The organism is Tabrizicola sp. TH137 (assembly GCF_002855575.1).
GTDB lineage: Bacteria > Pseudomonadota > Alphaproteobacteria > Rhodobacterales > Rhodobacteraceae > Paragemmobacter.
The window spans coordinates 41842-58669 of the sequence record NZ_PKRQ01000003.1 but is presented as its reverse complement, the minus strand read 5'-3'; the positions used below and the strand labels follow the sequence as shown (position 1 = coordinate 58669).

The window sequence follows — 16828 nt, the reverse complement described above, 5'->3', positions numbered from 1 at the left end:
GATCACGTCCGGCGACGTGGCAAAGACAGAAAATGTATGACCGTGAACTGACTGAACTTCAGATCCTGATCGGACAATGGGCCAAAACCGGCCAGGTGGATGTGAAGGATTGGGGCGCGAACGAGGTGATGACGATCCTTTCGGGCCGCCCGGAATTCCGCGAGAAATTCGTGGCGCTGCTGGAGATGCGACTGGGCAAACCCTTGCAGTGAAAAGGACAAGACAGATGGGGCCGGGCATCGCGATGGCGGAGCCCGGCCCCTTTTTCCTGCCGTCTTCCGCGCCCGTCAGGTGAGCGCGGTTTCCTGCCATGTCGCCCGTGACAGCCAGTCGGGGTTGATGTCCACCCCCCAGCCGGGCGCGTCGGGGACGGTGACATGGCCATCCTCCACCCGGTAGGGATCGCCGAGAAAGAGCCCCTCCTGCCATGGATAGTAGTCGGGGCCTTCGATGGAGAGTTCGAGATAGCGCCCGGCATTGGGCAGGGCCTTGAGCAGGTGCATGGTGCACATGGTGACGAGGCTGAGGTTGGCGGCATGAGGCGTGACGGGCAGGCCCGCCGCCGCGCCCATGCGGGCGACTTCCAGCGTGCGGGTGATGCCGCCCATGTACATCACATCGGGTTGCAGCACATCGACCGAGCGCCGGGCGATCATCAGCGCCCAGCTTGCGAATTCGCAATCCTGTTCGCCCCCCGTCACGTCGAGATCGAGCGCGGCGCGCACCTCGGCGGTCTGGTCATATTCCCAATAGGGGCAGGGTTCCTCGAAATGGCCGATGCCTTCGTCCTGCAACCGCTTGCCCACTTCGATGGCGCGGGCGGGGGAATAGCAGGAATTGGCATCGACCAGCTTGTCGATCCCGTCGCCGAGCGCGCGGGAGACGGTGGGAATGACCGCCTCGGTCCGGCCAGGCCATTCGTCCTGGTCGCGGCCGCATTCGCGGCCCACACGCCATTTGAAGGCGGTGAAGCCCTTCGTGTCGCGCAGGGCGCGGAAGCGGGCGGCCTCGTCTTCCGGAGTGATGTCGCGCTTCATGGAGGAGGCATAGGCCCGCAGGCGGCCCGGTGTGCCGCCGAGCAGGGCGACGACGGGCTGACTCAGGCGCTTGCCCTGCATGTCCCAGAGCGCGGTATCGAGGCCCGCCATGGCGCGGCGCAGGTAGGAACCGGGATATTTGTGTTCGCGTTCCCCGATGAGGGCGAGGGTGTCGGCAAAGTCGGTGGCATCGGTGCCGAGGGCATGGGGCGCGATCTGGCGGTGGAAGACCTGCGCGGTGATGTCGGCATTGTAGGTGGAGACCTGACCCCAGCCCGTCAGGCCGTCTTCGGCGGTGACGCGGACGAAGGCGAGGAATTCGTTTCCGAAGGTTTCAAGGCGGGTGATGCGCATGGGCGGCTCCTGTCTGGCAGGTCGCAGTGAAGCGGGGCGGGGAAAGCCGGTCTGTTCCGGCGGCGACAGGCGGGCGCGCGGTTTTGGCGCGAGGCGGGCGGCACGGTTTTCGCAAGGGGAAGGGGCAAGACCCCTGCACGGCGGACCAAGAGGCGGCGCATGACGGCCATGACTTTCGATCTGGGCGCTTCGGCACCCGTGGCCGGTGGTGCCCTCTGGGGCCCCGAGATGTTCGGCTATCTCTATACCGGCTTTCGGTCCTTTGACCGGTTCGAGGCGCAGCTTGCCGATCAGCAGGTCGGGCTGTTGGTCTGGCCGGGCGGGTTTCTGGCCGAGATGCATCCCGACCGCTATGGGATGGAATATCCGGGCCTGTTCAACCCGGCCCTGCCGCGCCCCGATCTGGGGGAGATGATGGCCGAGGCGGTGGCGCGGGGGGCGGGGCTGGCGGTGGTGCTGCCCTCGCTGCGCTATCTGGGCGAGGCTGCGGCGCTGCGCAGTGATCTGCAAGCTTTTCTGGGCGATCTGCTGGGCGGGGCCTATGGGCCTGCGCCGGAGCGGCTGATCCTTGAGGTGGGCAGCGAGTTCTATACCAGTTTTCCCGATCCGGCGCTGGCGGCGCAGCAATACGGGGCGATGGCGGAGATCTTCGTGCAGGAGATTTCGGCGGCGCTGGCCGATCCTGCGGTGAACACGACGGGGATGGACCTGGACATTGCCGTGCAGGCGGGGCGGACGCCTGGCGAAGATGCCGAGGTCAGGGCGGGCCTGTCCGAGGCCTCCTTGCGCGAGGTGGATCATGTCATCCATCGCCGTTTCGCCCTGGAGGCGGAGGGGATCGACGGACGCCTGGACGATGTGCAGCAGGTGATGGAGGCCTGGCGGGCGGAGCTTGCGGCGCTGGGGCAGGAGGGGCCGGGGCTGTTTCTGAGTTCCTGGGGCGTGGGGTCCTATACGCGGGACGAGGCGTTGCGGGATTTTCTGGCGGCGGATGCGGCGGCGGGCGGGTCGCTGGGGCCGGGAGATGTGGATCTGGAGGGCCGGACCACGACCGCGTTTGAGAATTTCTGGCAGCAGGCCATGGCGGCGCGTGATTACGGGGCGGAGCATCCGCGCCTGATCCTGGAGATGCTGACGGAATACGGGGCCGAGGGGATGACGCATGCGGCGGTCTATGGGACCGACGTGATCCATCCGGGGCGGACTTCGTTCAACGATATCAACGGGGTGCCGCAGGACTTCATCGGCCAGCGGATGCTGGACATGATGGCCGAAAGCGTGGGCGGGACGCGGGCGCTGGACTTCGGGGCGCCGAATGCGGCCGGGGAGGCCGTCTGGGCCTATGGATTCGAGAATGACGACAAGCTGGTGGTGTTCCTTGCGGCGGATGAGGTGGTGCCCGCCGGGGTGAAGCTGGAACTGCCGGGACTGGGAACGACCTATCGGCAGGTGGCGGCGGATTCGCTTCGCGCTGCCGTTCCCGACGACTGGATGGCGCGGTTTGACATTCCCGACAATCCCGACGTGGATGAAAGCGCCGAGGGGCGGAGTTTCGCGCTGGGCGAACGGCAGGCGGCTGTGGTGCGGCAGGTGGCTGACGGGGTGCAGATCGCGTTTTCCGTGCCCGGCGAGGTGGTGCGCGTGGCCTTTGCCAAGACCGATGCCGGGCTGGCCGAGATCGCAGGGTTCAGCGACGGGGATATCGTGATGCTTGACGCCGCGGCGGTGGGGCCGGGCGATGATGATGATGGGGAGGGGGACGGGGATGACCTTCCCCTTGTGCCGATGCCGGATGGGGCCGGGGCAGAGGATGACGATGATTTCGACTTCGGCGGGGGCGACGCGTTGGGGATGATGCTGGCGGTGGTGCCGCTGCTGTTCCTGCTGGGGATGGCCTGAGGTCAGACTGGCCTGAGGTCAGACTGGCCTGAGGTCAGACTGGCAGCGCGCGGGCCCCTTCGGCATGGGAGGCCTCGGCCCGGTCGAGAATCTGTTGCAGGCGCGCGGCGCGGGCGAAATCGGGGATGGCGGGGCCTTGCCCCCGGATCGCGGCGATGAAGCGGCGATAGACGGTGGGGACGGGCGGGCAGGGGATGCGCCGCCATGTGCCGCTTTCGAGATCGGGGGGCAGGCAGGCGGTGAGGCGGCTTTTCCCCTTTTCGAAGGCCACATCGAGCGCGCCCTTGTCGCCATGCAGCCGGAGGCGCAGGTCATTCAGGTGCCCGGTGGCAAAGCGGGTGGCGGTGACGGTGCCGAGCGCGCCGTTCGTAAGGCGGAGCTGGATCGTGGCACTGTCATTGGCATCAAGGACATAGTCGCCGATCCGGTCGCCGGGGGCCTTGTCGAAAGTGGCAAGGCGGCAGGACAGATCGGCCACGTCGAGCCCTGCGGCGAAGGTTGCGAAATCGAGGATATGGATGCCGACATCACCCAGCACGCCCTTTGATCCATGCGCGGTGGACAGCCGCCAGAGCCATTGCGCCTGCTGGTCCCAGGGGCCCCATGCCGGCTGGACGAGCCAGCTTTGCAGATAGGAGGCCTCCAGATGCCGGATGGGGCCGAGGGCGCCGTCGGCCACCATCCGGGCGGCTTTCTGAAGGGCGGGGACGTTGCGATAGCTGAGATTGACCATGGCGATGACGCCCGCGCGGGCGGCGGCCTCGGCCATTTCCGCGGCATGGGCGGCGGTGGTGGCGAGGGGCTTTTCGCAGAGGACATGCTTGCCCGCCGCCAGAAGCGGCAGGGTGGTCGAGTGGTGGGCGGCATCGGGGGTGACATTGGTCACCGCATCGAACTGACCCCAGGCCAGCGCATCATCAAGGCGGGTGAAGCGGTGAGGAATGGCGAAACGGTCGCAGAACTGGCCAAGCTGTTCGGTGCGGGTATCGACGCCCGCCACAAGCTGCACGCCCGGAATTTTTGCGAAATGTTCCGCGTGGTTGGCGGCCATTCCTCCAGTGCCGAGAATGAGGAGGCGGATGGTGCGGGGCATCAGCGGAAGCCTTCTTCGCCGGCCTGATGCAGGCGGGGGCCGCGTTCGGTGATCGGTTCGGGCGCGACCTCGACCGGGACATTCGGGGCGGCATTGGGATCGGCCAGACGGGCGGCAGGGTTATGCGCCCATTTCACCGCGTTCAGGATCACGCGCTGGACATTGGCGTCATGATAGGTCGGGTAGGTTTCATGGCCGGGGCGGAAGTAGAAGATGTTGCCCGCGCCGCGCTTGTAGGTCAGGCCGGAACGGAAGACTTCACCGCCCTGGAACCAGGAGACGAAGACGGTTTCCATCGGTTCGGGCACGCCGAAGGGTTCGCCATACATTTCCTCGTGTTCCAGTTCGAAACTGTCGGGCAGGCCCGCGGCGATGGGGTGGTTGCGGGAGGTGAGCCAGAGCCGTTCGCGTTCGCCCGCCTCACGCCAGGTCAGGTTGCAGGGGCTGCCCATCAACCGCTTGAAAGGTTTGGAAAAATGGGCGGAATGCAGGAAGATCGCGCCCATACCGGACCAGACGGCATCGCAGACACGATCGACGATGTGATCCTGCACCTCGCCATGGGCGGCATGGCCCCACCAGATGAGGACATCGGTCTGCGCCAGCCGTTCGGGGGTCAGGCCGTGGTCGGGGTCCTGAAGGGTGACGGTGGTGGCCGTCACATCGGGATCGCGGTTCAGCGCCGTGGCGATGGTGGCATGCATGCCGTCGGGGTAGAGATCCGCCACGATGCGGTTCTTGCGTTCGTGAACATTCTCGCCCCAGACGGTGACGCGGATGGACATGGACCCCTCCCAAGGTTTGAAAGCGCTTTGGGAGGGGTAGGGGCGCAGATGCGGGCCTGTCAAGGATTCGCCGGGGCGAGACGCTCAAATCGCTTTGAGCGCCTGCCCTCGGGCCCGCTCAGCGCGGGTCGAGCGCCACGCCGCCATTGGTCCTGTTCCAGCGGATCGAGGACCAGAGCGACAGGCCGATCAGCATCGCGCCGCCAAGGCCGGTGATGACCTCGGGGATATGGACCAGGGTCTGGCAGAACATGATCACCGACAGGATCAGGATGGCGTAGAAGGCGCCATGTTCCAGAAAGCGGTACTGGGCGAGCGTACCCTTTTCGACCAGCATGATGGTCATGGAGCGGACATACATCGCCCCGATGCCAAGGCCGATGGCGATGACGAAGAGGTTGTTCGACAAGGCAAAAGCGCCGATCACCCCGTCGAAGGAGAAGGAGGCGTCGAGCACTTCGAGATAGAGGAAGGCGCCGAGGCCGCCCTTGGCCGCCGCCGACATGGTTTCCTGCGACTTGTCCAGCAGGCCGCCCAGCGTCTCGACCACGAGGAAGGTGACGAGGCCGTAGATGGCGGAAGAGACAAAGGCCGTGGATTCAGCACCTTGCAGGAATTTCGAGAAGACGAGGATGGTGATCAGGACGACGCCCACCTCGATCCCGCGGATGGTGGCGGTCGCGGCGACCTTCTCCTCCAGCCAGCGGACCCAATGCACGTCTTTTTCGGCATCGAAGAAATAGGTCAGGCCCACCATCATCAGGAAGGCGCCCCCGAAGGCCGCGATGGGAAGATGCGCCTCATGCATGATGCGGCTGTATTCCTCGGGCTGGGTGGAGGCGAGGACGACCGCCTGCCAGGGGCCGATATTGGCGGCCAGCACCACGATCAGGAGCGGGAAGACGATCCGCATCCCGAAAACCGCGATCAGGATGCCCCAGGTCAGGAAGGCGCGCTGCCATTCGGGGCGCATGTCCTTGAGTTTGTTGGCATTCACGATGGCGTTGTCGAAGGAGAGCGAGATTTCAAGCACCGCGAGGACGCAGCAGATGAAGAAGATCGAGGCCATGCCCGAGAGGGTGCCGGTGCTTGACCAGCCCAGCCATGCGCCAAGCGCGAGGCCCGCAGCCGTGACGATAAAAGCCCAGGTGAAGTATTGCAGCGTCGATTTCTGTGCCGAAGGGGTGGTCATGGGTATATCCCTTGCCGAGGCGGAGATGGCAGACGGGCGGGGCGCGGCGCGGGTATGCGTCGGGTCGATCCTGCGGGTCGGTCAGGTCCTTGCGACTGTTGCTCCACAGTGCCGACATCGCGAAAGCGTCGCAGGACTTTCGCCAGAGGGGCCCGGTCACCAGGGTTTCGCCAGCCTCCGAGATGCGGGGCGGCTGGGGTTGTTCATACGGTTTCGCATATGAAAATCAAACGATTTCTTCCCGCACCGCCTAACCCCTTGCGAACGCTGGAGTAACGGTCGCAAAGGGGCGGTGGACCCTGTGCCGGGATCTGTGCCGTGTTCTGTGCCGCAAACTGTGGTCACGGAGCGCGCGGCGATCTGGTGTTAACCAATCCATGCCGGGGGTGAGTCGCGGCCATCTGGCCTTATGGCGACTTGCCCTCTGGCCCTATCGGTGCGGGCCGTGGTAGGGGATGATGCAAGGGATCGCCCCCGCCTGCGCCGGGGGCTTGCCGCATTTCAGGAAAGGACGCGCCCATGGAAGGGTTGGACCGGTTCAACGACATTTCCGAAGTGGTCGAGGCCGACCGCGCCCATGTCTGGCATCACCTGAGCCAGCACAAGCAGTATGACACCGGCGTCGATCCCCGCGTGATCGTCGAAGGCAAGGGGATGAAGGTCTGGGATGCCAAGGGGAAGGAGCATATTGATGCGGTCTCTGGCGGTGTCTGGACGGTGAATGTCGGCTATGGCCGCGAGAGCATCGCCAATGCGGTGCGCGACCAGCTCATCAAGATGAACTATTTCGCGGGCGCGGCGGGGTCCGTGCCGGGCGCGATCTTTGCCCAGCGTCTGATCGAGAAGATGCCGGGGATGACGCGGGTCTATTATTCGAACTCGGGCTCCGAGGCGAATGAGAAGGTCTACAAGATGGTGCGCCAGATCGCGCATCGGCACCATGGCGGCAAGAAGTGGAAGATCCTCTATCGTGACCGCGACTATCACGGCACGACCATCGCGGCGCTTGCCTCGGCGGGGCAGGACCAGCGGGCGATGCAATACGGGCCTTTCCCGGATGGCTTTGTCCGGGTGCCGCATTGCCTTGAGTATCGCAAGCAATGGGATGTGGAGAACTATGGCGAGCGCGCGGCGGATGCCATCGAAGAGGTGATCCTGCGCGAGGGCCCGGATACCGTGGGCTGCCTGATCCTCGAACCCGTGACGGCGGGGGGCGGCGTGATCGTGCCGCCGAAGGGCTATTGGGAGCGGGTGCAGGAGATCTGCAAGAAATACGACATCCTGCTGGCGATTGACGAGGTCGTCTGCGGCGTGGGCCGGACGGGGACCTGGTTCGGATACCAGCATTACGGCATCCAGCCCGATTTCGTGACCATGGCGAAGGGCGTCGCCTCGGGCTATGCGGCGATTTCCTGCACGGTGACGACCGAGCGGGTCTTCGAGATGTTCAAGGACGATCCGACCGATCCGATGAGCTATTTCCGCGACATCTCGACCTTCGGGGGCTGCACCAGCGGGCCTGCGGCGGCGCTGGAGAACATGAACATCATCGAGCGCGAGGGTCTTCTGGAGAACACGGTGAAGATGGGCGACTATTGCCTGTCGAACCTTGCGGCGCTGATGGAGAAGCACAAGGTCATCGGCGATGTGCGCGGCAAGGGGCTGTTCCTTGGCGCGGAACTGGTGGCGGATCGCGCGACCAAGGAACCGGCCGACGAGAAGAAGGTGCAGGCGGTGGTGGCCGATTGCATGGCGCAGGGCGTGATCATCGGGGCCACGAACCGCAGCCTGCCGGGGCTGAACAACACGCTCTGCCTCTCGCCGGCGCTGATCGCCACGAAGGATGACATCGACCATATCACCGGGGCCATCGACGGCGCGCTGACCCGCGTCTTCGGCTGATCCTCACGCGGCGTTAAGGTTAATGCGCGCGGCCCCTGAAGAAGGGGCCGCGCATTCCTTTTGCCTCGCCTGCGCGCGGACGCGCTCCGGCTCAGGTTTTTCTTGAGTATTTGGGCCAAGATGAAGCGACAGGGTCTTAATCTTGGGAAAAACACTCTCGGGGGGAGGCCCGCAGGGCCGTGGGGGGCAGACAGTCCCCCGGCAGCGGTTCCACCGGGCTTGACGCCTGCAGGAGGGGCGCGCCTTATGGCCAGATTGGATGGGGGATAGGTCCAGATGGCGATACCGGTGGAGCGTTTCTATCTGGCCGAGGGCGGGGGCGGGACGCTTCAGCAGCGCATCCGGGCGATGGTGGCGGATGGCATCCTGACGGGGCGGTTCCGGACGGGGGAGAAGATGCCCTCATCCCGGGGCCTTGCGGCGCATCTGGGGGTGAGCCGGATCACCGTGACGCTGGCCTATACGGAACTGGTGGCGGCGGATTACCTGACGGCGCGGGGGCGGTCTGGCTATTTCGTCAGCGACGGCGTGCCGGTGCAGCCGGAGTTTCGCCCTGCGCCACGGGCGGCGGGGACGGTGGATTGGGAGGCGCTTTGCGCGGGGCGGTTTTCCCGGATGGAGCGGGTGGAGCGGCCCGAGGATTGGCGGGCCTATCCCTATCCCTTCATCTACGGGCAGGCGGATCCGGCGCTGTTCGACCATCAGAACTGGCGGCTTTGCGCGCTGCAATCGCTGGGGCGGCGGGAGTTCGAGACGCTGACGGCGGATCGCTATGAGCGGGATGATCCGCTGCTGATCGAGTACCTCCTGCGCAACATCCTGCCGCGCCGGGGGATCGAGGCGCGGCCTTCCGAGGTGCTGGTCACGATGGGGGCGCAGAATGCGCTGTGGCTGGCGGCGCAGGTCCTGCTGCGGCCCGGGGGGCATGCGGTGGTGGAGAACCCCGGCTATCCGGGGTTCCGCGCGATGGTGGCGCAGGCGGGGGCGCGGGTGACGCCGGTGGCGGTGGATGAGGGGGGGCTGGTGGTGGAGGCGCTGCCCCAGGGGGTGGATGTGGTCTTTACCACGGCGAGCCATCAGAGCCCGACCAATGCGACCATGCCGGTGGCGCGGCGGACGGCGCTGCTCAGGGCGGCGGAGGAGCGGAATTTCCTTGTGGTGGAGGATGATTACGAGTTCGAGATGAGTTTTCTGACGCCTGTCTCCCCCTCGATCAAGAGCCTCGATTCCGGGGGGCGGGTGGTGCATGCGGGGTCTTTCTCCAAGTCGATCTTTCCGGGGCTGCGGCTGGGCTGGCTGGTGGGGCCGGAGCCGTTCATCCGCGAGGCAAGGGCGCTGCGGGCGCAGGTGCTGCGCCATCCGCCGGGGCAGTTGCAGCGGACGGCGGCGCATTTCCTTTCGCTGGGACATTACGATGCGCTGGTGAACCGGATGAAGGCCGCTTTCGCCAAGCGGCGGAAGGCGATGGAGGAGGCGATTTCCCTGCATGGGCTGCGGGTTGCGGGGCAGGGGGGATTTGGCGGGTCGTCCTTCTGGATGGAGGCGGCGGAGGCTGTGGATACCGAGGCGCTGGCCCTGCGGCTGCGGCGGGAGGGCGTGCTGATCGAGCCGGGGCGGGTGTTCTTTCACCCCGGCACGGAGCGGCGGAATTTCTATCGGCTGGCCTATAGTTCGATCCCGGTGGCGAAGATCCCCGAAGGCATTGCGCTGGTGGCGAAGGCGATGCGGGAGGGGTGACGGGCGCGCGGGTGTCTGGCCTTGGACCGGGGGCGCTTCGCCCCCCGGACCCCCCGAGGATGTTTTTCGACAGAAAGTGTGAGGGGCGTTCTGCAAGGTATTGCGGGCGTTGGGTTTATCCATGGGTTCCGGCCGCCGGGGCCGTGCCCTGTTCTGTGCCGTTTTCTGTGCCGCAGACTGTGGCCACGCGCGGTGGGGTCAGGGGGCGTTAACCTTAATGGGAGGTTGCGGGGCGAGGGGGCAGGAGGGGCAACTGGACTTAAGCGGCCTTTTCTTCTGGCCCTAAGCCTGCGGTGCGGCGCGGGGGTAGAAGAAGGGGAAAGCGGCCTTGCGGGGCCGGACGGAATTGTGAGGGAGACGGCGCATGCGCATGACGACGGAAGAGGCTTTCGTGAAGGTGTTGCAGATGCATGGCATCGACAATGCTTTCGGGATCATCGGGTCGGCCTTCATGCCGATTTCGGACCTGTTTCCCAAGGCGGGCATCACCTTCTGGGACTGCGCGCATGAAGGATCGGGCGGGATGATGGCGGATGGCTTCACCCGCGCCAGCGGACGCATCTGCATGATGATCGCGCAGAACGGCCCCGGCATCACCAATTTCGTGACGGCGGTGAAGACGGCCTATTGGAACCATACGCCGCTGTTGCTGGTGACGCCGCAGGCGGCGAACCGGACGATCGGGCAGGGCGGGTTTCAGGAAGTGGAGCAGATGGCCCTGTTCAAGGACATGGTCTGCTATCAGGAGGAGGTGCGCGATCCGAACCGCGTGGCGGAAGTGCTGAACCGCGTGATCCTGAATGCCAAGCGCCATTCGGCCCCGGCGCAGATCAACATGCCGCGGGATTACTTCACGCAGGTCATCGACATCGACCTGCCCGCCGTGGTGGAGTTCGAGCGGCCCTCGGGGGGCGAGGCGGCGATGGCGGAGGCGGCGGCGCTGCTGTCCGCGGCCAAGTTCCCGGTGATCCTGAACGGGGCGGGGGTGGTGATCGGGGGGGCGATCCCGGCGTCGATGGCGCTGGCGGAGCGGCTGTCGGCCCCGGTCTGCGTGGGCTATCAGCACAATGACGCCTTTCCGGGGAGCCATCCGCTCTTTGCCGGGCCTTTGGGCTATAATGGCAGCAAGGCCGGGATGGAGCTGATCAGCCGCGCCGATGTGGTGCTGGCGCTGGGGACGCGGCTCAATCCGTTTTCCACCCTGCCGGGCTATGGGCTGGATTACTGGCCCAAGGAGGCCAAGATCATCCAGGTGGATATCAACCCGGCGCGGATCGGGCTGACGAAGCGGGTGACGGTGGGCATCGTGGGGGATGCGAAAAAGGTGGCCGAGGGCATCCTGGCGAAGCTGTCGGCATCTGCCGGGGAGGCGGGGCGGCAGGCGCGGCTTGACCTTATCGCCACGACGAAGAGCCGCTGGGCGCAGCAATTGGCCAGCATGGACCATGAGGATGACGATCCCGGCACGAGCTGGAACGAACGCGCGCGGGCGGCGAAGCCGGATTGGATGAGCCCGCGCATGGCCTGGCGGGCGATCCAGTCGGCGCTGCCGAAGGAGGCGATCATTTCGTCGGATATCGGGAACAACTGCGCCATCGGCAATGCCTATCCGACCTTCGAGGCAGGGCGGAAATATCTGGCACCTGGCCTGTTCGGCCCCTGTGGCTATGGTCTGCCCTCCATCGTGGGGGCGAAGATCGCCTGCCCGGATGTGCCGGTGGTGGGCTTTGCAGGGGACGGGGCCTTTGGCATCGCGGTGACGGAACTGACGGCCATCGGGCGGCCGGAATGGCCTGCGGTGACGATGGTGGTCTTCCGCAACTATCAATGGGGCGCGGAGAAGCGGAATTCGACCCTGTGGTATGACGACAATTTCGTGGGCACCGAGCTGGATACGCAGGTGTCTTATGCCGGGATCGCGCGGGCCTGCGGGTTGCAGGGCGTGCAGGCCAAGACGATGGAGCAGTTGCGCGACGCGCTGGCCAAGGCGGTTGAGGATCAGATGACCCATGGCAAGACGACGCTGATCGAGGCGCTGATCAATCAGGAACTGGGCGAGCCCTTCCGGCGCGATGCGATGAAGAAGCCCGTCGCAGTGGCGGGGATCAGCAAGGCGGATATGCGCCCGCAGGAAGTCTGATGCCCTTTGATCTGTCCCTTGTCGGGACAGTCTGGATGGCGGTCGCGGTTCTGGGCGCGGCCTTCATCCGGGGCTATTCGGGCTTCGGCTATTCGGCCATGGTGATTGCGGCCTCATCCCTTGTGATGAACCCGCTGAACATGGTGGCGGTGGTGGTGATCCTTGAAACGGCGATGAGCGTGCAGGCGGCGCGGGGGATCGCGGCGGATGTGGATTGGCGGCGGGTGGGGCTGATGCTGGCGGGGGCGGCGGTGGGGCTGCCCTTGGGCCTGTGGCTGCTGACGGGGATATCGGAGGATGCGGCGCGGGCGGTGATTTCGGCCTATGTCCTTGTCATGTGTCTGGTGCTGCTGGCCGGATGGCGGATGGCGCGCGAGGCGCGGGGCGGTTCGAACCTGGGCATGGGGTTCGTGTCGGGGCTGGCCAATGCGCCGGGGATGGGGGGGCTGCCGGTAGCGGCCTTCTTTGCCGCGCAGCCGATGCGGGCGGCGGTGTTCCGGGCGACGTTGATCGCCTATTTCCCTTTGTTGGACCTCTATTCCGCGCCGCTTTACTGGTATGCGGGGCTGGTGACCTGGGACACGCTGTGGGCGTCGCTGATTGCGCTGCCTTTGACGTTCTTGGGGAACTGGCTGGGCAGTCGGCATTTCCTGGCCACCGATCCGCAGGATTTCCGCCGCTTTGCCATCCTGCTCTTGGCGGGGCTGGCGGGGATGGGGCTGGTGAAGGCGGTGATGTGATGGCGGTGCTGGTCGTCAATGCGGGGTCTTCGTCGCTGAAGGTGGCAGTGTTTGACGCGGGGCTGGGCGAGGTCCTTGCGGGGCGGGTGACCGAGATCGGCGGGGCGCGGGCGCGGGTGGAGGCAGGGCCTTTGGTCGGCGCGCGGGTGGTGGGGAGCCATGCGGCGGCGCTGGCGCTCATCTTCGAGGGGATGGAGGAGGCGGGGGTTCCGGTGGCCTCCCTGCGGGCGGCGGCGCATCGGGTGGTGCATGGCGGGGCGGGGCTGGTGGCGCCGTGCCGGGTGACGGAGGCGGTGCTGGCGGAGGTGGAGGCCTGCGTGCCGCTGGCGCCTTTGCACAATCCGGCGAACCTGACGGGGATGCGGGCGCTGGCGGCGCTGGTGCCGGACCTGCCGCAATATGCGAGTTTCGACACGGCCTTTCATGCGACGGTGCCGGAGGTGGCGGCGCGCTATGCGATCCCTGCGGAGGCAGAAGCGCTGGGCCTGCGGCGCTATGGGTTTCACGGGATCAGTTACGCGTCACTTGTTCGAAAAGTGCAAGAAATAGGATCTGGATCGGTGCCTGAGCGGCTGCTTGCGTTCCATTTAGGCAATGGGGCATCGGCTTGCGGGATCGTGAAGGGGCGGTCGGTGGCGACGACGATGGGCTATTCGCCGCTGGATGGGCTGACGATGGGGACGCGGGCCGGGGGGATGGACGGGAATGCCGTTCTGAGACTGGCCGAGGTGCATGGGGTGGCGGGGGCGGCGCATATCCTGAACCGGGAGAGCGGGCTTCTGGGTCTGGGCGGCGCGTCGGACATGCGGGAATTGGCGCGGGCGGGGACGGCGGAGGCGCGCTTTGCCATCGCGCATTTCTGCTATTGGGCGGTGCGGCATGGGGGCAGCCTGATCGCGGCGATGGGGGGGCTGGACGCGGTCGCCTTCACGGGCGGGATCGGGGAGAATGATGCGGCCGTGCGGGCGGAGATTTTGCGGGGGCTGGCCTTTGCCGGGGTGCGCTTTGACGCGGGCGCGAATGCGGCGGGGGCGGGGGTTCTGCATCCGCAAGGCGCGGATGTCGCTGTCTGGATAGTCGCGGCGGAGGAAGAGCGTCAGATTGCGATGGAGGCCATGCATCTGATGGCGGGGGGGGCGTGATGGGTCAGCCGAGGGTGGAGACATCGCCGAAAGTTTCGGACGAGGTGCGCAAGACCACCTGCTACATGTGTGCCTGCCGCTGCGGGATCAATGTGCATCTGACGAGCGGGAAGGTGACCTATATCGAGGGGAACCGCGACCATCCGGTGAACAAGGGCGTGCTCTGCGCCAAGGGGGCGAGCGGCATCATGCAGGTGACGGCGCCGAGCCGGTTGCGCGCGCCGCTGCGGCGGGTGGGGCCGCGGGGATCGGGGGCCTTCGAGGAGATTTCCTGGGAAGAGGCTTTGGCGACGGCGGTGTCGTGGTTGAAGCCGCTGCGAGAGGAGGCGCCGGAGAAGCTGGCCTTCTTCACCGGGCGGGATCAGAGCCAGAGTTTCACCGGATGGTGGGCGCAGCAGTTCGGCACGCCGAACTATGCGGCGCATGGGGGGTTCTGTTCCGTCAACATGGCGGCGGCGGGGATTTACACGATCGGCGGGGCGTTCTGGGAATTCGGGCAGCCGGACTGGGCGCATACGAAGCTGTTCGTCCTGTTCGGGGTGGCGGAGGATCATGACAGCAATCCGATCAAGATCGGGATCGGCAAGCTGAAGGCGCGGGGGGCGAAGGTCATCGGGGTGAACCCGGTGCGGACGGGGTATAATGCGGTTGCCGATGAATGGCTGGGGATCACGCCGGGGACGGATGGGCTGCTGATCCTGTCGCTGATCCATTGCCTGCTGCAGGCGGGGAAGATTGATCTGGATTACCTCGCCCGCTGGACCAATGCGCCGCTTCTGGTGAATGAGGCGGAAGGCCCGGAGAAGGGGCTGATCCTGAAGAATGCGGAGAGCCAGCCTTTTGTGATTGATCGCCGCACGGGGATGCCTGCGCCCTGGGACGGGGCGGGGGTGCAGCCGGACCTGGGGGCGGTGTGGCAGGGGCATCGGACGGTGTTCCAGCATATGGCGGAGCGCTATCTGGCGGAGGACTATGCGCCGGAGGCGGTGGCGGATCGCTGCGGCGTGCCTGCGGGGCGGATACGTGGGCTGGCGGCAGAACTGGCGCGGGTGGCTTTTGATGAGGCCTTTGAACTGCCGGTGGAATGGGTGGATTTCCGGGGGGACCGTCATGCGTCCATGACCGGGCGGCCGGTGAGTTTCCATGCGATGCGGGGGATTTCGGCCCATTCCAACGGGTTTCAGACGGCGCGCGCGCTGCATCTGTTGCAGATCCTGCTGGGGACGGTGGAGGTTCCCGGTGGGTATCGGCTGAAGCCGCCTTATCCGAAGCCCGTGGAGGCGCATCCCACGCCGCATTTCGTGGCGGCGCCGGGGAAACCCCTGAGCGGGCCGCATCTGGGCTATGTCCGGGGGCCGGAGAACCTGGCGCTGAAGGAGGATGGCAGCCCCTGGCGGATCGACAAGGGCTTCACCTGGGACAACCCGTTCAGCGCGCATGGGTTGATGCATATGGTCATCCCCAATGCCCATGCGGGCGATCCCTACAAGGTGGATACGCTGTTCCTCTACATGGCGAACATGTCGTGGAATTCGTCGATGAATTCGGCCCGCGTCATGGAGATGCTGACGGATAAGGGGGAGGACGGGGAGTATGTCATCCCGCGCATCATCTATTCCGATGCCTATGCGTCGGAGATGGTGGCCTATGCCGATCTGATCCTGCCCGACACGACCTATCTGGAGCGGCATGATTGCATTTCGCTGCTGGACCGCCCGATTTCCGAGCCGGATGCGGCGGGGGATGCGATCCGCTGGCCGGTGGTGGAGCCGGACAGGGATGTGCGGGGGTTCCAGTCGGTGCTTCTGGACCTTGGGGTGAGGCTGGGCCTGCCGGGGATGACGAACCTGGATGGAACGGCGAAGTTCAGGGATTACGCCGATTACATGGTGAACCATATCCGCCGGCCCGGTGTGGGGCCGCTGATCGGGTTCCGGGGCGCGGATGGGCAGAGCGAGGGGCGGGGTGAGGCGAACCCGGATCAGCTTGCGCGCTATATCGAGAATGGCGGATTTTATCAGGCCCATGTTCCGGAGGGGGCGCAGTATTACAAACCCTGGAATGCGGCCTATCAGGATTGGGCGGTGGCGACGTCCTTCTATGAAACGCCCCAGCCCTATCTGTTTTCCATCTGGTCCGAGCCGATGCGGAAGTTCCAGCTTGCGGCGGAGGGGCATGGCTTCCTGCAACCGCCCGAGCATCTGCGGGAACGGTTGAAGGTCGCGATGGACCCTTTGCCCATCTGGTATCCGCCCTTTGGCGAGGCGGCGGCAGAGGGCTTTCCGGTGCATGCGATCACGCAGCGGCCGATGGCGATGTATCATAGCTGGGGGTCGCAGAATGCCTGGCTGCGGCAGATCCATGGGAAGAATTACCTCTACCTGCCGTCGAAGATCTGGGAGGCGGAGGGGTTTGCGGAAGGGGATTATGCGCGGGTGACCTCCCCCACGGGCGAGATCGTGGTGCCGGTGGCGCATATGGCGGCGCTGAACCCCGATACGGTCTGGACCTGGAACGCGATTGGGAAACGGCGGGGGGCCTGGGCGCTGGACGAAGCGGCGCCGGAGGCCAATCAGGGGTTCCTGCTGAACCATCTGATTTCGGAACTGCTGCCGGGCGAGGGGCGGGTGTCGAATTCGGACCCCGTGACAGGACAGGCGGCGTGGTTCGACCTGCGGGTGCGGGTGGAGCGGGTTGGGCCGCAAGAGTGGGCGGAGCCCGCCTTTGACATGCTGCCGCGAGTGGTGCCGAAGGGGAGGGCGCGGGCATGAGGGGGGAGAGACAAAATTCTTCGAAGAATTTTGCAA

General features: G+C 65.8%; 12 protein-coding genes. 8 read left to right on the top strand and 4 right to left on the bottom strand.

Translation table 11 applies throughout. The annotated features are described in order from the left end of the window. The first annotated feature begins 32 nt into the window (after positions 1-32). A complete protein-coding gene (locus C0V75_RS10185; protein ID WP_101920846.1) occupies positions 33-212 on the top strand; it encodes a hypothetical protein in 180 nt (59 codons plus the stop codon). A 75-nt stretch (positions 213-287) separates the two neighbouring features. Here the strand turns inward: C0V75_RS10185 and C0V75_RS10180 are convergent, their stop codons facing one another. Then, entirely contained in the window at positions 288-1391 is a 1104-nt protein-coding gene (locus tag C0V75_RS10180; protein WP_101920845.1) for a mandelate racemase/muconate lactonizing enzyme family protein, read from the bottom strand. 159 nt (positions 1392-1550) lie between these two features. On the opposite strand from C0V75_RS10180, the gene C0V75_RS10175 reads away from it, so the two are divergent. Next, a complete protein-coding gene (locus C0V75_RS10175) occupies positions 1551-3290 on the top strand; it encodes a hypothetical protein (RefSeq protein ID WP_101920844.1) in 1740 nt (579 codons plus the stop codon). Positions 3291-3324: 34 nt separating this feature from the next. Here the strand turns inward: C0V75_RS10175 and C0V75_RS10170 are convergent, their stop codons facing one another. From C0V75_RS10170 to C0V75_RS10160, 3 genes are all read right to left on the bottom strand, one after another. Continuing rightward, on the bottom strand, positions 3325-4383 hold the full coding sequence (locus C0V75_RS10170) for a Gfo/Idh/MocA family protein (RefSeq protein WP_101920843.1): 1059 nt from the start codon (positions 4381-4383) through the stop codon (positions 3325-3327). After that, the gene (locus C0V75_RS10165; protein WP_101920842.1) at positions 4383-5168 is read right to left on the bottom strand and encodes a ThuA domain-containing protein; all 786 of its coding nucleotides are present in this window, start codon (positions 5166-5168) and stop codon (positions 4383-4385) included. The genes C0V75_RS10170 and C0V75_RS10165 overlap by 1 nt, the downstream gene beginning before the upstream one ends. 118 nt (positions 5169-5286) lie before the next feature. Beyond that, the gene (locus C0V75_RS10160; protein ID WP_101920841.1) at positions 5287-6360 is read right to left on the bottom strand and encodes a DUF475 domain-containing protein; all 1074 of its coding nucleotides are present in this window, start codon (positions 6358-6360) and stop codon (positions 5287-5289) included. Positions 6361-6879: 519 nt separating this feature from the next. On the opposite strand from C0V75_RS10160, the gene tpa reads away from it, so the two are divergent. From tpa to C0V75_RS10130, 6 genes are all read left to right on the top strand, one after another. Then, positions 6880-8262: a hypotaurine--pyruvate aminotransferase Tpa gene (tpa, locus tag C0V75_RS10155; protein WP_101920840.1), complete on the top strand. Its 1383-nt coding sequence runs from the start codon at positions 6880-6882 to the stop codon at positions 8260-8262. A gap of 276 nt (positions 8263-8538) precedes the next feature. Next, positions 8539-9999, top strand: coding sequence for a PLP-dependent aminotransferase family protein (locus tag C0V75_RS10150; RefSeq protein ID WP_101920839.1), 1461 nt, complete (start codon positions 8539-8541; stop codon positions 9997-9999). Positions 10000-10363: 364 nt separating this feature from the next. Then, the gene (gene xsc, locus C0V75_RS10145; RefSeq protein ID WP_101920838.1) at positions 10364-12139 is read left to right on the top strand and encodes a sulfoacetaldehyde acetyltransferase; all 1776 of its coding nucleotides are present in this window, start codon (positions 10364-10366) and stop codon (positions 12137-12139) included. Further along, positions 12139-12879 (top strand): sulfite exporter TauE/SafE family protein, encoded by a 741-nt coding sequence (locus C0V75_RS10140; RefSeq protein ID WP_101920837.1) that lies wholly within the window; start codon positions 12139-12141, stop codon positions 12877-12879. The genes xsc and C0V75_RS10140 overlap by 1 nt, the downstream gene beginning before the upstream one ends. Then, entirely contained in the window at positions 12879-14021 is a 1143-nt protein-coding gene (locus C0V75_RS10135; protein ID WP_101920836.1) for an acetate/propionate family kinase, read from the top strand. Before C0V75_RS10140 ends, C0V75_RS10135 begins: the two co-directional genes overlap by 1 nt. Next, positions 14021-16792, top strand: a complete 2772-nt coding sequence (locus tag C0V75_RS10130) for a molybdopterin-dependent oxidoreductase (protein ID WP_101920835.1) — start codon at positions 14021-14023, stop codon at positions 16790-16792. The genes C0V75_RS10135 and C0V75_RS10130 overlap by 1 nt, the downstream gene beginning before the upstream one ends. The last annotated feature ends 36 nt before the right edge of the window (positions 16793-16828 follow it).

Coding starts and splice junctions, on each gene's coding strand:
- C0V75_RS10185 (WP_101920846.1), top strand. CDS start 33: ATGTATGACCGTGAACTGACTGAACTTCAGATCCTGATCGGACAATGG.
- C0V75_RS10180 (WP_101920845.1), bottom strand. CDS start 1,391: ATGCGCATCACCCGCCTTGAAACCTTCGGAAACGAATTCCTCGCCTTC.
- C0V75_RS10175 (WP_101920844.1), top strand. CDS start 1,551: ATGACGGCCATGACTTTCGATCTGGGCGCTTCGGCACCCGTGGCCGGT.
- C0V75_RS10170 (WP_101920843.1), bottom strand. CDS start 4,383: ATGCCCCGCACCATCCGCCTCCTCATTCTCGGCACTGGAGGAATGGCC.
- C0V75_RS10165 (WP_101920842.1), bottom strand. CDS start 5,168: ATGTCCATCCGCGTCACCGTCTGGGGCGAGAATGTTCACGAACGCAAG.
- C0V75_RS10160 (WP_101920841.1), bottom strand. CDS start 6,360: ATGACCACCCCTTCGGCACAGAAATCGACGCTGCAATACTTCACCTGG.
- tpa (WP_101920840.1), top strand. CDS start 6,880: ATGGAAGGGTTGGACCGGTTCAACGACATTTCCGAAGTGGTCGAGGCC.
- C0V75_RS10150 (WP_101920839.1), top strand. CDS start 8,539: ATGGCGATACCGGTGGAGCGTTTCTATCTGGCCGAGGGCGGGGGCGGG.
- xsc (WP_101920838.1), top strand. CDS start 10,364: ATGCGCATGACGACGGAAGAGGCTTTCGTGAAGGTGTTGCAGATGCAT.
- C0V75_RS10140 (WP_101920837.1), top strand. CDS start 12,139: ATGCCCTTTGATCTGTCCCTTGTCGGGACAGTCTGGATGGCGGTCGCG.
- C0V75_RS10135 (WP_101920836.1), top strand. CDS start 12,879: ATGGCGGTGCTGGTCGTCAATGCGGGGTCTTCGTCGCTGAAGGTGGCA.
- C0V75_RS10130 (WP_101920835.1), top strand. CDS start 14,021: ATGGGTCAGCCGAGGGTGGAGACATCGCCGAAAGTTTCGGACGAGGTG.